This window comes from Bradyrhizobium sp. UFLA06-06 (assembly GCF_054820065.1).
Map to the genome: position 1 here is coordinate 125386 of NZ_JADFUD010000009.1, position 14840 is coordinate 140225.

At 65.2% G+C, this 14840-nt stretch carries 18 protein-coding genes; 14 read left to right on the forward strand and 4 right to left on the reverse strand.

Annotation, left to right across the window (positions count from 1 at the left end; translation table 11 throughout):
* Positions 1-142: 142 nt before the first annotated feature.
* The 4 genes from IF803_RS10595 to IF803_RS10610 all read left to right on the forward strand — a co-directional run bounded on the left by IF803_RS10595 (position 143) and on the right by IF803_RS10610 (position 4378).
* The gene (locus IF803_RS10595; RefSeq protein ID WP_028332604.1) at positions 143-925 is read left to right on the forward strand and encodes a thiazole synthase; all 783 of its coding nucleotides are present in this window, start codon (positions 143-145) and stop codon (positions 923-925) included.
* Positions 912-1520 carry a thiamine phosphate synthase gene (locus IF803_RS10600; protein WP_461192106.1) on the forward strand — a complete coding sequence of 203 codons (609 nt, stop codon included), beginning with the start codon at positions 912-914 and terminating at the stop codon, positions 1518-1520. Before IF803_RS10595 ends, IF803_RS10600 begins: the two co-directional genes overlap by 14 nt.
* Positions 1521-1693: 173 nt before the next feature.
* Complete coding sequence (gene thiC, locus IF803_RS10605; protein ID WP_461192107.1) at positions 1694-3592, forward strand: phosphomethylpyrimidine synthase ThiC; 1899 nt, start codon at positions 1694-1696, stop codon at positions 3590-3592.
* A 378-nt stretch (positions 3593-3970) separates the two neighbouring features.
* Positions 3971-4378 (forward strand): hypothetical protein, encoded by a 408-nt coding sequence (locus tag IF803_RS10610; RefSeq protein WP_304496487.1) that lies wholly within the window; start codon positions 3971-3973, stop codon positions 4376-4378.
* 104 nt (positions 4379-4482) lie between these two features.
* Here the strand turns inward: IF803_RS10610 and IF803_RS10615 are convergent, their stop codons facing one another.
* Entirely contained in the window at positions 4483-6153 is a 1671-nt protein-coding gene (locus IF803_RS10615; RefSeq protein ID WP_461192108.1) for a flavin-containing monooxygenase, read from the reverse strand.
* A gap of 153 nt (positions 6154-6306) precedes the next feature.
* Here IF803_RS10615 and IF803_RS10620 point away from each other — a divergent pair, with 153 nt between their 5' ends.
* Both IF803_RS10620 and IF803_RS10625 read left to right on the forward strand, forming a co-directional pair.
* Entirely contained in the window at positions 6307-6702 is a 396-nt protein-coding gene (locus tag IF803_RS10620; RefSeq protein ID WP_461192109.1) for a hypothetical protein, read from the forward strand.
* A gap of 248 nt (positions 6703-6950) precedes the next feature.
* Positions 6951-7466 (forward strand): mismatch-specific DNA-glycosylase, encoded by a 516-nt coding sequence (locus tag IF803_RS10625; protein WP_461192110.1) that lies wholly within the window; start codon positions 6951-6953, stop codon positions 7464-7466.
* Positions 7467-7488: 22 nt separating this feature from the next.
* Here the strand turns inward: IF803_RS10625 and IF803_RS10630 are convergent, their stop codons facing one another.
* Positions 7489-7923, reverse strand: coding sequence for a lipid-binding SYLF domain-containing protein (locus tag IF803_RS10630; RefSeq protein ID WP_461192111.1), 435 nt, complete (start codon positions 7921-7923; stop codon positions 7489-7491).
* Between the two features lie 207 nt (positions 7924-8130).
* Between IF803_RS10630 and IF803_RS10635 the strand changes: the two genes are divergently transcribed.
* From IF803_RS10635 to IF803_RS10645, 3 genes are read left to right on the forward strand one after another with little or no spacing between them, the layout of a single operon-like run.
* Entirely contained in the window at positions 8131-8568 is a 438-nt protein-coding gene (locus tag IF803_RS10635; RefSeq protein ID WP_461192112.1) for a YeeE/YedE family protein, read from the forward strand.
* Positions 8569-8570: 2 nt separating this feature from the next.
* Entirely contained in the window at positions 8571-9050 is a 480-nt protein-coding gene (locus IF803_RS10640) for a DUF6691 family protein (protein WP_461192113.1), read from the forward strand.
* A gap of 4 nt (positions 9051-9054) precedes the next feature.
* Positions 9055-9450 carry a RidA family protein gene (locus IF803_RS10645; protein WP_461192114.1) on the forward strand — a complete coding sequence of 132 codons (396 nt, stop codon included), beginning with the start codon at positions 9055-9057 and terminating at the stop codon, positions 9448-9450.
* A gap of 623 nt (positions 9451-10073) precedes the next feature.
* Here the strand turns inward: IF803_RS10645 and IF803_RS10650 are convergent.
* Positions 10074-10835 (reverse strand): SOS response-associated peptidase, encoded by a 762-nt coding sequence (locus IF803_RS10650; RefSeq protein WP_461192115.1) that lies wholly within the window; start codon positions 10833-10835, stop codon positions 10074-10076.
* Between the two features lie 62 nt (positions 10836-10897).
* Between IF803_RS10650 and IF803_RS10655 the strand changes: the two genes are divergently transcribed.
* From IF803_RS10655 to IF803_RS10675, 5 genes are all read left to right on the forward strand, one after another.
* Positions 10898-11398, forward strand: coding sequence for a hypothetical protein (locus IF803_RS10655; RefSeq protein WP_461192116.1), 501 nt, complete (start codon positions 10898-10900; stop codon positions 11396-11398).
* Positions 11399-11440: 42 nt separating this feature from the next.
* Positions 11441-11860 carry an NUDIX hydrolase gene (locus IF803_RS10660; RefSeq protein ID WP_212053642.1) on the forward strand — a complete coding sequence of 140 codons (420 nt, stop codon included), beginning with the start codon at positions 11441-11443 and terminating at the stop codon, positions 11858-11860.
* Between the two features lie 85 nt (positions 11861-11945).
* Positions 11946-12323, forward strand: coding sequence for a TIGR02301 family protein (locus IF803_RS10665; protein WP_461192117.1), 378 nt, complete (start codon positions 11946-11948; stop codon positions 12321-12323).
* Entirely contained in the window at positions 12313-12969 is a 657-nt protein-coding gene (locus IF803_RS10670) for an HAD family hydrolase (protein ID WP_461192118.1), read from the forward strand. The genes IF803_RS10665 and IF803_RS10670 overlap by 11 nt, the downstream gene beginning before the upstream one ends.
* Before the next feature lie 155 nt (positions 12970-13124).
* Positions 13125-13391: a hypothetical protein gene (locus IF803_RS10675; protein WP_028332620.1), complete on the forward strand. Its 267-nt coding sequence runs from the start codon at positions 13125-13127 to the stop codon at positions 13389-13391.
* A gap of 65 nt (positions 13392-13456) precedes the next feature.
* On the opposite strand, the gene IF803_RS10680 is transcribed toward IF803_RS10675, so the two are convergent.
* Entirely contained in the window at positions 13457-14791 is a 1335-nt protein-coding gene (locus IF803_RS10680) for a dihydroorotase (RefSeq protein ID WP_461192119.1), read from the reverse strand.
* Positions 14792-14840: the final 49 nt, after the last annotated feature.

Genomic DNA, 14840 nt, shown 5'->3' on the forward strand with positions numbered 1-14840 from the left:
TCCCGGCGAAAGCCGGGACCCATAACCACGACCAGCTATTGGCGGAACGAACGACGCCCCGCGTGCCCTCTTGAAGGGCCGCGGCGTATGGGTCCCGGCCTTCGCCGGGACGACGGCGTGATTTGAGGAGACACCACGGATCATGGTCACCTTCTACGGCAAATCCTTCCCATCCCGCCTGCTGATCGGCACGGCGCTATATCCCTCGCCTGCGATCATGCAGAACGCGATCCGCGCCTCGGGCGCCAGCATCGTTACGGTGTCGCTGCGGCGCGAGGCGGCGGGCGGCAAGACCGGCGATGCGTTCTGGTCGCTGATCCGCGAGCTCGGCGTCACCGTGCTGCCGAACACCGCGGGCTGCCGCAGCGTGAAGGAGGCGGTGACCACCGCCAAGCTCGCGCGCGAATTGTTCGGCACGCCGTGGATCAAGCTCGAGGTGATCGCCGACAACGACACGCTGCAGCCCGACGTGGTCGGCCTGGTCGAGGCGGCCGGGATCCTGATCAAGGACGGTTTTGAGGTGTTCCCCTATTGCACCGAGGATTTCTCGGTCGCCTCGCGGCTGGTCGACGCCGGCTGCAAGGTGGTGATGCCGTGGGCAGCTCCAATCGGCAGCGCGAAGGGCATCACCAACCGCGACGCGCTGAAGCTGCTGCGCGACCGCCTGCCCGACATCACGCTGGTGGTCGACGCCGGCTTGGGGGCGCCATCGCATGCCGCCGAGGCGCTCGAGCTCGGCTATGACGCCGTGCTGCTCAACACCGCGGTTGCCAAAGCCGCCGATCCCGTTGCGATGGCCAATGCCTTCCGCCTCGGCGTCGAGGCCGGCCGCACCGCTTACGAAGCCGGGCTGATGGAAGCCCGCGACTTCGCCTCCCCCTCCACCCCTGTCGTTGGGACCCCGTTCTGGCATGCCGTATCCTGATCCGTTCTATCCCGTCGTCGACAGCATCAAATGGGTCGAGCGACTGACCAAACTCGGCGTCGGCACCATCCAGCTGCGCGCCAAGGAGCTCGACGATGCCGGGGCGCTGCAGATCGTCAGCGATGCGCTGGCAGTGACCAAGGGCACGCCGACCAAGCTCGTGGTCAACGACTATTGGCGCGCGGCGATCGTCGCCGGCGCCGAGCATCTGCATCTCGGCCAGGAAGACCTCGCGGAGGCCGACCTTGCCGAGATCCGGAAAGCGAAATTGACGCTCGGCATCTCCACCCATGACGACGCCGAGCTCGCCACCGCGCTCGCGGCCAAGCCCGACTATGTCGCGCTCGGCCCGATCTTCTTCACCACGCTCAAATCGATGCGGTTCGAGCCGCAGGGCATTCCGAAGATCACTGAGTGGAAGAAGCGGATCGGCTCCATCCCCCTTGTCGCGATCGGCGGCATCAAGTTCGAGCAAGCGGCCGAGATCTTCGCCGCCGGCGCCGATTCGATCGCCGTCGTCAGTGACGTCACCCAGAACCCCGACCCCGACGCGCGCGTCAGACAATGGCTCGGCCTCAGCGCGGAGGCCGCGTGACGGCGGTCAGCACACACTGTTCATCCCGTCACCCTGAGGTGGCCGCTTCTTCAGCGGCCCTCGAAGGGCGACGGCCCGGCTCGTTCATCCTTCGAGGCTCGCTTCGCGAGCACCTCAGGATGACGAGAACCAACATCACCGCTACGCACACGAATTAAAACGGAGGATCCCTCATGAACATCCGCTCCAATCCCGACACCACCCGTCCCGCCGTCACCACCGGCGCGCTGCCCGCCTCGCGCAAGATCTTTGCGACGCCGGAGGCCGCGCCCGATCTGCGCGTGCCGCTGCGCGAGATCATGCTGTCGGAGGGCGCCGGCGAGCCGAACCTGCCGGTCTACGACACCTCGGGCCCCTACACCGACCCGAACGTCACGATCGACGTCAATGCCGGCCTGCCGCGCAATCGGCTCGCCTGGGTCAAGGAGCGCGGCGGCGTCGAGGAATATGAGGGCCGCACCATCAAGCCGGAGGACAACGGCAATGTCGGCGCCTCCCACGCGGCCAAGGCGTTCACCGCGCACCACACGCCGCTGCGCGGCCTCGTCGGCCACAAGATCACGCAGCTCGAGTTCGCCCGCGCCGGCATCATCACCAAGGAGATGATCTACGTCGCCGAGCGAGAGAATCTCGGCCGCAAGCAGCAGCTCGAGCGCGCCGAGGCCGCACTTGCCGACGGCGAAAGCTTCGGCGCTGCGGTGCCGGCCTTCATCACCCCGGAATTCGTCCGCAGCGAGATCGCGCGCGGCCGCGCCATCATTCCTTCCAACATCAACCATGCCGAGCTCGAGCCGATGATCATCGGCCGCAACTTCCTGACCAAGATCAACGCCAATATCGGCAACTCGGCGGTGACCTCGTCGGTCGAGGAAGAGGTCGACAAGATGGTGTGGGCGATCCGCTGGGGCGCCGACACCGTGATGGACCTCTCGACGGGGCGCAACATCCACACCACCCGCGAATGGATTTTGCGCAACTCGCCGGTGCCGATCGGCACCGTGCCGATCTACCAGGCGCTGGAGAAGTGCGACGGCGATCCCGTCAAGCTGACCTGGGAACTCTACAAGGACACGCTGATCGAGCAATGCGAACAGGGCGTCGACTATTTCACGATCCACGCCGGCGTGCGCCTCCCTTACATCCACCTCACCGCCAACCGCGTCACCGGCATCGTATCGCGCGGCGGCTCGATCATGGCGAAGTGGTGCCTCGCGCATCACAAGGAGAGTTTTCTGTACACCCATTTCGACGAGATCTGCGATCTGATGCGCAAGTACGACGTCTCGTTCTCGCTCGGCGACGGTCTGCGCCCGGGTTCGATCGCGGACGCCAACGACCGCGCGCAGTTCGCGGAGCTGGAAACGCTCGGCGAGTTGACGAAGATCGCGTGGGACAAGGGCTGCCAGGTCATGATCGAGGGCCCCGGCCACGTGCCGATGCACAAGATCAAGATCAACATGGACAAGCAGCTCAAGGAATGCGGCGAGGCGCCGTTCTACACCCTCGGGCCGCTGACGACCGACATCGCGCCGGGCTACGACCACATCACCTCGGGCATTGGTGCCGCGATGATCGGCTGGTTCGGCTGCGCGATGCTCTGCTACGTCACGCCGAAGGAGCATCTCGGCCTGCCCGACCGCAACGACGTCAAGGTCGGCGTCATCACCTACAAGATCGCGGCCCACGCGTCGGATCTGGCCAAGGGCCACCCCGCCGCGCAGCTCCGCGACGATGCGCTCAGTCGTGCCCGGTTCGACTTCCGCTGGGAGGACCAGTTCAACCTCGGCCTCGATCCCGACACCGCGAAGAACTTCCACGACGAGACCCTGCCGAAGGAAGCCCACAAGGTCGCGCATTTCTGCTCGATGTGCGGCCCGAAATTCTGCTCGATGAAGATCACCCAGGACGTCCGCGACTACGCCGCGACGCTCAACGATCCGACGGGCGTCGGGATGTCGGTGTCAGCCACCATCGAGGACGGCATGGCGACGATGAGCGCCAAGTTCAAGGAGATGGGATCTAGCGTATATCTCGATGCGGACAAGGTGAAGGAGAGCAATCGGGTGTTGTGAGGGCTCGCCCTCACCGCTCGTCGTGCCGGGCAACAGCGCGAAGCGCGTCCTCGCGCGAGATGACCCGCGCATCCATCGAAATACGAAAGGCCGGGTGAAAGCCCGGCCTTTTTGCGTCTGGATCATTCACTTATGATTTAGTGCGTGTGTGCGGCTCGTACAGGGCCGGTCACGACAGCAACCGGCCCAGGGCCACACCAGGCGCTCCGCAGAACCCTTGACCTGGATCAACGAAAAATCCGCCATCTCATGGCTTGCTATGACGCTCAAAAGCGATGAAGGTTGCGTCGGGGATATTACCCTTGCCCTCAAATAGACGATTGAGCGCCAATTCCACGTTCGTCTCGCAGAGAGTCCAATAGCCTAATGACCATTTGATTGGAGAGTTTCATGAGAACCTTCAATGCGGTGCTATTCATACTTCTCGTTGCGCAAGCGGCCTCGGCACAGGCTGCGGATTTGAGCGGAGCCTGGACGATCGACGCCTCGGCTTGCAACCAGGTCTTCACCAAGGAGAACAACAAGCTCGCGTTCAGGAAAGATGCCGATTTCAACGCGGGTGGCCTGATCGTCCAGGGCAAGCAAATCACCGGCACGTTTCAAAAATGCACCGTCAAATCGCTGCATGATGACGGGCAGAATGTTCGCGTGATTGCATCGTGCTCGGACGGCGTCGCGGTTTCGGACGTGTCATTCGACATAAAGCTCTCCGGCGAGAACAAGATCATACTCAGCTCCAAGGAACCGGTGCCCGTGGAGACGCCGTATGTTCGCTGCTCGATGTGATAGTGGTGGCGATGGCCTGAAAACAAAGCTAGTAGCCCGGATGAGCGAAGCGATATCCGGGGTTTCTATCTGACCCGCATATCGCTGCGCTCATGCGGGCTACGCTACGCCGACGCGCCAGTGGCCGCCTCCTGCACGGCGCCACCGGCGATCGCACCAAACTCAATCTCCCGATACCCCTCCGCCGCGACGCCGTTGATGATCCCCAAGAACTTCGGCGTGCCGCCGTTGTAGACGAAGTAGCGGACGGTGCCCTCCTCGTGGCCGGCGACGTTGGAGTTGTAGCCGGTGAACCACGACTTGGCTTTGCGCATCAACATGATCTCGTACATCTTGACGACATGCGCGGTCCAGCGCTGCTGCGCCTCCAGCGTAGCGTCGGCGCGGGTCAGGCCGCGATCCCACATGTATTGCAGCAGATTCGTGCACCAGTTGACGCCGTTCTCGATGCCGCGCGGGAAGTTGGTCGAGGCGGAGGCGCTTTGCGGGCCGGTCGGCATCAACAGGTTCGGGAAGCCGTGCACGAGCATGCCGAGGAAGGTCGACGGCGCGTGCTTCCATTTGTCGGCGAGCCGCTCGCCGCCGATGCCGCGGATGTCGATCAGGTCGTAGGCGCCGGTGATGGCGTCGAAGCCGGTGGCGTAGACGATGATGTCGAAATCGTAGTCGCGCGCCGTGGTGCGCAGGCCTTTCTCGGTGACGCGCACCAGCGGCGTCTCGGAGAGATCGACGAGCTGCACATTGTCGCGGTTATAGGCTTCGAAATACCGCGTCTCCAGCGGCAGGCGCTGAACGCCAAAGCCGTGATCCCGCGGGATCAGCCTCTCGGCGACGTCAGGATCGTTCACGCGCTGGCGGATGCGGCCCGCGATATATCCCGAGAGCTCCGCATTGGCGGCTTCATCCATGAAAATCTCGCGGAAGTTCGCAAGCCAGATGCCGAAGCCGGGCTCGTCGTAGAGCTTGTCCCACAGCTTGAGCCGCTCCTCGCGGCTCACCTCGTAGAAGCCGCGCTTGTCGGGCCCGTGCACAAAGCTGCCCGGCGTCAGCGCGCAGGCAGCAAAAATCTCGTCGTAACGCGCGCGGATGTCGGCCATCTCCTCAGCGGAGATCGCAGAGTTGTTGAGCGGCGCGCTCCAGTTCGGCCGGCGCTGAAACACCGTGAGCTCGCCGACCTTGTCGGCGATCTCGCCGATCAATTGGATGCCGGTCGCGCCGGTGCCGATCACGGCTACCCTCTTGCCCGCGAGATCGACCGGCTCATGCGGCCAGTAATAGGTGTGGAACGAGCGGCCCTTGAAGTCGTCAATGCCTGGCACGCGCGGCATGGTCGGCGCCGACAACAACCCGATCGCGAGCACCACGAAGCGGCAGGTCAGTTCGCGGCCGTCACTGATCCTCAATTGCCAGAGATCGCGCGTCTCGTCGAACTGCATGGTCTCGACCTTGCAATTGAACTGCATGTGCTTGCGCAGGTCGAACTTGTCGGCGACGTAGTTGAGGTAGCGCAGATTCTCGGGCTGGCCGGAAAATCGCTCCTTCCAGTGCCACTCGTCGAGCAACTCGCGCGAGAACGAAAAACCGTAGGTGTAGCTCTCGGAATCGAAGCGGCAGCCCGGATAACGGTTCCAGTACCAGGTGCCGCCGAGATCGGGCGCGGCTTCGAGCACGGTGGCATCGATGCCGAGATCGGCCAGCCGCTTGATCTGGTAAATGCCCGCGACGCCGGCACCGACCACGATCACCTCAAAGTTGGTTTTCGCCTCTCCCGTCATGGCTTGCTCCAAAATTCTTCTTGATCTGTTGGGCTGGATTACAGACCGTTTTGCCCGGTCAGGCAACCGCGCCGCAGCGCACGACTTGCGTTGAGGCGCTGCCTTCACCACATCGATCACTGGAATTCACCGAGCGCAGTCCGGGCAAGCGACATGACCGACAATCTCACCGGCGTCTGGGACGGCAGCTATGTTCAGCCGAGCGGCATGGTCACGTTCCTGGCGACGCTGATCGACGCCGGCGGCGCGCTCGGCGGCAGCGTGACCGAGCCCTGCGTGATGCCGGGCTGTCCGGTCAGCACGCACAATGCCTCGCTCGCGGGTCAGCGCTCCGGCAGCGCTGTTACGTTCGTCAAACGCTACCAGCCGCCGGGCTACGGCTACGACACCGTGCACTATGAAGGCGCGGTCAACGCCGACGCGACCGAGATCGACGGCCGCTGGAGCATTCGCGGCACGGCGTTCTCGGGCACGTTCCTGATGGTGCGCGCGACCGGACCGTCGCAAGCGGTCACGACGGAAGAAGAGATCAAGGAGCCGGTGCGCTAGCGCGCGATGAAGTTTGCTTGAATGGGTCTGGCGAGACAAACTCGTTCCACCTCGCCCGCTTGCGGGGTCGAGACGAGCGAAGCTCGCTCTTAGGTCGGCGCGGGGCGCCGGGTGGGGGCTCTCTCCACGATGCGACTCGCGGAGAGAGCCTCCACCCCAGCCCTTCCCTGCAAGCGGGAGAGGGAGCGCAGCTCCTTCGCGGCTGCTACGCAACTCTGTCTCATCAATGCTCTATTGACCCTTCCGAGATGCCCGATCACAACCTCCACCGCCTCCCCGACCAGCTCCGCGCCAATCTGCGCCTGGTGTTCGTCGGCACCGCAGCGAGCACGCGGTCAGCCGCCGTCGGGCATTATTACGCGCATCCCGGCAACCGGTTCTGGCGCGCGCTGCATGAGGCCGGCATCACGCCGCGGCGCTATCGGCCGGATGAGTTCGCCGCGCTGCTCGCGCTCGGCATCGGCTTCACCGACCTCTCCAAGACCGGCGCCGGGATGGATCACGAAATCAGCAGGCAGTCGTTCGATGTGGTGGGCTTCCGGGCGAAGATCGAGACCTATCGGCCGAGGACCGTCGCCTTCACCAGCAGGAAGGCGGCGAGCCTGTTTTACGACAGGCCGACCAGCGCGCTCGTGCTCGGCCGGCAGCCGCGCATGAGCGGTCTTCCCGAGGTGTTCGTGCTGCCGTCGCCATCAGGCGCGGCGTCCGGGCATTGGACCTTACAGCCGTGGCGTGAGCTCGCCGAGTGGATCGCCGAACTGTAGGATGGGTAGAACGAACCGCCCCTTATTCCTTCAACGTGATCGCAAGCCCGCTGAGGTCGACATTGGCCATCAGGCCGACCTGCTTGCCGCTCAGTTCGAGCACCGCGCCGTTCGGGTTGGTCAACAGGATGCCGCGCACGCCGGCGCCGAGCGCAACGCCCATGCCCGCCGCGGCATAGACGCCGTTGATGTCCTGCGGACGGCGGATATTGCGCACCCGCCCCTGCAACGTGGTCTGCGAGCCGCCGAACACGAGGCCATAGTCCAGCCCGCCGGCGGTGAGCCCATAGGTCTGGCCGTGGAACGTCATGACACCCTTGCCGGCGGAGCCGCCGAACACCCAGCCGCCCTTGAAGATCACGAGCGTCACCGCGCCCTCGTCAGCCAGGGCGGCGGACGTTCCGGTGAGCAGCGCCAGCGCGAGCAGCGCGGCGCGGGCGACGGATGGCAATTTCATGGGGGATTCTCCGGACGAAGTGAGAGCGAATCGCGGCAATCCAGCCGACCGGCGGCATCGCTGAAATGCCGCGAAACATGCGGGATTGCGCTTGTTCCTGATGGTGCGGAGTCTATCATCGCCTCCGCAGCCGCGCGACCACTGGCGCATGCGCGCCCACCGCTTTGCCGGACCGCTGAGGAGTTTGCGCAACAGGGATCTGCATCGATGCACGATTTCACCCCACTTTCCGGCCTCGTCGGCGGCGCGCTGATCGGGCTTGCCGCGGCGCTCTTGATGCTGCTGACCGGGCGAATCGCCGGGGTCACCGGCATCGTCGGTGGCGCGCTGCAGGCCGATACCGCCGACCGTAGCGCCGATCGTTCCTGGCGCATCGCGTTCATCGCGGGACTGATCGCAGCGCCCCTGATTGCGGCGCTGTTCGGCGCGCCGCTGCCGCGGCCGGCGATGAACGCGAGCCTTGTGGTGGTCGCGATCGCGGGCGCGCTGGTCGGGTTCGGCACAAGGATGGGCAATGGCTGCACCTCGGGCCACGGCGTCTGCGGCTTTGCGCGGCTCTCCGGCCGTTCGATTGCAGCAACGTGCATCTTCATGCTGACGGCGATCGCGACGGTCGCAATCGTCAGGCACGGGATTGGAGGCTAGCGATGCCTGTGCTTGCCAGTTTTGTCTGCGGCCTGATCTTCGGCGCGGGGCTTCTGTTCTCCGGCATGACCGATCCGCAGAAGGTGCTCGGCTTCCTCGATCTGTTCGGCGCGTGGGACGCGACGCTCGCCTTCGTGATGGCGGGCGCGGTTGCGGTCGCGGCAACCGGCTTTGCGATCGCGCGGCGGCGCGCCGCGCCCGCCTTCTCGGCGCGCTTCCTCTGGCCCGACCGCCGTGACATCGATGCGCCGCTGGTTGCCGGCGCGGTGCTGTTCGGCATCGGCTGGGGCCTCGTCGGCATCTGCCCCGGGCCGGCACTGGTCAATCTCGCCGGCCTCTCGCTGCCGGTCGTGGTCTTCGTCGTCGCGATGCTCGCAGGCATGATCGGCCAGAATCTATTCGGCAGGAATCTTTGGCGCCGGCGTGCGGCGTCGCCGCGCGCCATCGAAACTTCTCCCCTTCCATCTCACGCAGACGGGTGACCCAATGACTGAAAAGACAGCCATCAAGCACTTCCCTCCTCCGCCCGGCGTCCAGGCGCCGCCACTCTCGTTCGGCGCCCGCGTCGGCGATTTGTTGTTCATTTCCGGCATTCCCGGCTTCGACGCCAATCGCGAGCTGCCCGACGGCTTCGAGGCGCAGTTCGCCAATGTCGTGATCAATTTCAAGCGCGTGCTGAATGAAGCGGGCGCGACGATGCGCGATCTCGTCAAGGTCAACGTGCTGCTGACGCGCGCCAGCGACGTCGCGACGATGAACGCGTTGTATGCCGGCGCGTTCGGCCCCGCGCCCTACCCCGCGCGCACCACCTGCGTGGTGGTGGCGCTGCCCAATCCGAAGATGCTGATCGAGATCGAGGGCGTGGCGTCGGTGAAGGGGTGACAGCGCAAAAGGGCGCCGTCGCTTATCAGCACGGAGAGCGGTGGCGCCGGACAGGGCGTTGCGGATGTTGACGATGGCGGTCGACCGACGGCGATTGCAGCAGGTCTCGCAGCTTCACAACTCCCAGCAGCTTTGCATCCGCCCCCCAGAACGATTGAGGCGCAAAATGCTCGGCTGCCCTGGCAGCGGGCGCTGGATGAACAAGCGCGCAGGCGATGGAGCCCCAGATCAACCAATTGCCGCCGCGCCGATCCTGAACCATGGGCATGACCTCCGGCCGCAAGAGTAATCGGATTGTCATCCGTGCGACACAACAACCCGAAGAGATCGGGCGATCGAGCACGCCGCGGCCCTCGGCTCTGGCACTCGCGTCTCTGGAATACTTCATCACCCGCTTTCGCGGGTGATGACGCCGCGTTGCTGGCGTCTTAATCGAGAACTATCCTCGCCGTCGTCCTGGCGAAAGCCAGGACCCATTACCCCAGATGCCGGTTGTTGCACGACGCTAGGGCCGCGATCCCGTTCACAATCAAATTCGGTGGTTATGGGTCCTGGCTTTCGCCAGGACGACGATGTGGAGATGCTATGCATGCGTCCACTCACCGCGCGGCTTCAGCCAGCGGCTAAAACAACGATCCCTGCCCGTCGTCCTCGCGCATAGTCGTCTTTCTTGGCGCGGCCTTCTTCGGCTGCGGCGCGTCCTCCGCGGCGATTTCCTCCGCGGTCATCGGCAGCAGCAATTGCGCATCGTCGTTGGCGACGGCGTTGACGCGCATCGTCACCTGGTGCCAGGCGAACTCGCCGACCTCGGGGCCCTTCAGCATCGGCATCACGTCGTCGACATCGTTCGGCAGGCAGTCGAGCCAGCGCGTGAATTGCTCGGGCCTGATCGTGACCGGCACGCGGTGATGCAGCTGCGCGAGGTCGGGACTGGCCGGCGCGGTGACGATCGCGACCGTATCCTGCTCCTCGCCGTTCGGCCCCATCCAGGTCTCGGCAAGCGCGGCGAAGGCGAGCGGGTGGCCGTCGCGGCGATGGATGAAGAACGGCCGCTTGCGGCCGCCGGCATCCTGCCATTCGTAGTAGCCGTCGGCCGGGATCAGCGCGCGGCGCCGCTTGATCGCGTTCTTGAAGGCGGGCTTCTCGCGCACCGTCTCGGAGCGCGCGTTGATCAGGAGCGAGAAGGTCCTGGGGTCCTTGACCCAGGACGGGATCAGGCCCCAGCGCATCAACTGAAAATGCCGGCCGCCATTCTGCAGCAGCACCACCGGGATCGGCTGGGTCGGCGCAACATTATACCGTGGCGGAAAATTCGGCTGCTCGATATAGCCGAACATTTCGCGCAAGGCCGCCGGCGGCGAGGTAATGACAAAGCGTCCGCACATTTGCCGTCCAGAGTGGTATCCGTTTATTCTGCCTTAACTTGGACCGTTAAAGACTGCGATCAATGACCTCAACGGCCGCCATAGCGGGCTCTTCCCCGCGACCGACGTACCCCGACGAGGCGCGGGCGGCGCTGTTGCGCGCCGCCAACATCAATCCCCGCACCGGGCTTGCCACCGACTACCTCAATCACTTCAACGAAGCCATCATGCTGCTGGAGATGGTCCCGGACCTGCCGGAATGCGCCAGCGATTTCCTCGAATGGCAGCCCCTGTCCTATGCCGAGCATTTCACCGCGTCCAATTTCCGGGCGCGCGATCTCGCGATCGAGGCCTATGAGACCGCGGATGCCGCAATCCGGGTCGAATTCGACCAGCTCACCGACAGCATGACGAAGATCCTGACCGAGGTTGGGGCGGCGATGCGGCAATTGCAGCAGGACAAGAGCCGGGTCGCGCTCGCCGAGCAGGCGATCGTCTGGGTCAAGCCGCTAGTGATGCAGACCGCCGGCGTCATCAACGGCGCCGCAGAGGCCGATGTCGACAGCATCATGGCGGGCGCCTGAGATATCGGGCATGATGGCCTTCACAACTGGCTGCCAATCACCTTGACCTCTCCCGAACCTCCGATCCGCCCGCAGCTCGCCGTGTCCGGCGTGATTTTCCGCGACGGCAAGGTGCTGCTGGTGCGCCGCGCCCGCTCGCCGGGCAAGGGCTTCTATTCGCTGCCGGGCGGCCGGGTCGAGTTCGGCGAAACGCTGCACACCGCCCTGCACCGGGAGATCGACGAGGAGACCGGCCTCAAGGTCGAGATCCTCGGCCTCGCCGGCTGGCGCGAGGTGCTGCCGACCGGCCCCGGAGGCGGGCATTACCTGATCATGACCTTCGCCGCGCGCTGGGCATCCCGCGAGCCCGTGCTGAACGACGAGCACGACGATTTCAAATGGCTGGCGCCGGAGGAGATCGGCGACCTCAAGGTCACTGGCGGGCTGCATGAGGTCATTGCGGCCGCCCGGCGGCTGGTTTGAGGCCCGTTTTGGCGGCTTTGGCGGGCCCTGCAGCCTTGCCTCGGGCGCATTGAGGGGGCATACCACCGCCATTCCGGAACCCCTGATGATCAGAACCTTTCTAGCCGTTGTGATCCTGATGTCGGCATGCCTTGCGACGCCCGCCCGGGCGCAGGACGCGGCTGCGCCGTTCGACGGCGATCTGCAGCGGCTGGCCGAGATCCTCGGCGCCCTGCACTATCTGCGCGGCATCTGCGGCTCCAACGAGGGCGCCAAATGGCGCAACGAGATGCAGGCGCTGATCGATGCCGAGACGCCCTCCGGCGACCGCCGCGCCCGCATGATCGCGGGCTTCAACCGCGGCTATAACGGCTTCCAGCAGACCTACCGGACCTGCACGCCCGCGGCCACGGTTGCGATCCGCCGCTACATTGAGGAGGGCTCGAAAATCTCCCGCGACCTGACGGCCCGCTATGCCAACTGAACGGGCGATCTTCTTCGACCTCGACGGCACCCTGACCGACCCGAAGCCCGGTATCACCGGCTCGATCCAGTACGCGCTGGAAAAGCTCGGCCGGCCGGTTCCCTCGCAGGATGAACTGACCTGGTGCATCGGGCCGCCGCTCAGGGCGAGCTTTGCGATGCTGCTCGGCGGCGAGGAACTCGCCGACCGCGCGGTCGAGCTCTACCGCGAAAGATTCGGCGATGTCGGACTGTTCGAGAACGCGGTCTACCCCGATATCGCGGATGTGCTGGCCGAGCTGCGCCGGCGGCCGGGCCGGATGTTCGTGGCGACATCGAAGCCGCATGTGTTCGCGACGCGGATCGTCGCGCATTTCGGCCTCGGCGGCTATTTCGACCACGTGTTCGGCTCGGAGTTCGACGGAACCCGGGTCAACAAGGTCGACCTGCTCGGCTATGCGCTGGCGCAGACCGGGGCCGATCCGGCCAAATCCCTGATGATCGGCGATCGCAGCCACGACGTGATCGGGGCGAATCGAAACGGCATCCGGGCGGTCGGCGTCACCTATGGCTACGGCACGCCGGAGGAGCTGACCGAGGCCGGCGCCAGCCATCTGTGCGCCACGCCGCGCGCGGTGCTGGACCATATCCACAGCTCATTCGGCTGATCGAGGCCCGGATATCCGGAATTCCCCTTTAAATGCCGGGGCCGCCGTTAACCTTTTCGAAAGATGTGGGCTAGGCGGTACCCGCATGCGTGATACATCTCGCACGTCGCAGTGGTTCGCTCCTCGGACCGCGCGCATCCATTTTGCAGAGTTTCATGCGCCATCCAGCGTCCTTCCCCCATCATCAAGACCCGCGGCCCGACCACGAGCAGAAACAGGCAGCGCTGGGCTACCTGAACGAGGCCTGGGCTGAAGCGCGTCACGACGGCGTCGATGGCGACTGCCTCGCGCAGGCGAGCCTGTTCGCGGCGCTGGCCGAGCTGGTCGGCACCTATGGCGAGGACGCGGTGGCGAAATTCGCCGAGGGCCTCGCCGCGCGCGTGCGCAACGGCGAGTTCTCGCTGGCATTGGCCAGACAGTAAAACGATAGCGTTTTCGAGCGAAGTGGGCCGCCGGTTCGCGCCAAGATAACGCGTCAAACGCGAACCTACTGCCTCAGAGTCTCGAGGAACCGAACCGGCTCGCCGGTGGACGGCGTCGTGACTTCACCCTGCCACATCACCCGCCGGCCGCGCACGAAGGTGCCGACCGGCCAGCCCTGCACCCGCACGCCGTCATAGGGCGTCCAGGCGGCGCGCGAGGCGATCCACTTGTTGGTGATGGTCTCGCTGCGCTTCAGGTCGACGATGGTGAAGTCGGCATCGTAACCCGCCGCGATGCGGCCCTTGCAGGCGATGTTGAACAGGCGCGCGGGCCCCGCGCTGGTGAGATCGACGAACCGCTGTAGCGACAGCCGCCCGGCATTGACGTGATCGAGCATCAGCGGCACCAGCGTCTGCACGCCGGTCATGCCCGACGGCGAGGCCGGATAGGTCTTGGCCTTCTCCTCCAGCGTATGCGGCGCGTGGTCCGAGCCGAGCACGTCGATAATGCCCTGCTCGATGCCGTACCAGATGCCGGCGCGGTGATCGGCCGAGCGCACCGGTGGATTCATCTGGGCCAGCGTGCCGAGCCGCTCGTAGCACTCGGGCGCGGCCATGGTGAGATGGTGCGGCGTCGCCTCGCAGGACGCGACATCCTTGTGGTCGCGCAGGTACAGAATCTCTTCCTTGGTCGAGATGTGCAGCACGTGGATGCGCTTGCCGGTCTCGCGCGCCAGATTGACCAGGCGCTCGGTCGCCATCAGCGCGGCGGTCTCGTCGCGCCACACCGGATGCGAGCGAGCATCGCCCTCGATCCGCAGCGGCTTGCGCTCGTTGAGGCGGTATTCGTCCTCGGCGTGGAACGCGGCGCGGCGCCGGATCACCTGGAAGATCCGTCGCAGGCTCTCGTCGTCCTCGACCAAGAGCGCGCCGGTGGAGGAGCCGATGAACACCTTGACGCCGGCACAGCCCGGCGCGCGCTCGAGCTCCGGCAGATCCTGCACGTTCTCGCGGGTGCCGCCGATGAAGAACGCGAAATCGCAATGCATGCGATGGCGGCCGCGCTTGATCTTGTCGGTGAACGCCTCTTCCGTGACCGTCAGCGGATTGGTATTCGGCATCTCGAACACGGCGGTGACCCCGCCCATCACGGCGCTGCGCGAGCCGGTCTCGAGGTCTTCCTTCTGGGTCAGCCCGGGCTCGCGGAAATGCACCTGGGTGTCCATCACGCCGGGCAGGATGTGCAAGCCCTTGCAGTCGATCACCTCGCCGGCTGAGGCCTGACTGAGCGAGCCGATCGCGGCGATACAGCCACCCGCGATACCGATATCGCGCACGCCCTCGCCGTCCTGATTGACCACGGTGCCGGATTTTAGAATGGTGTCAAAATGCTGATTCATCGGTCCTCGACGCCCGCTTTCGGCTGTCGCGCGGGCCTTGTTCGGCGCA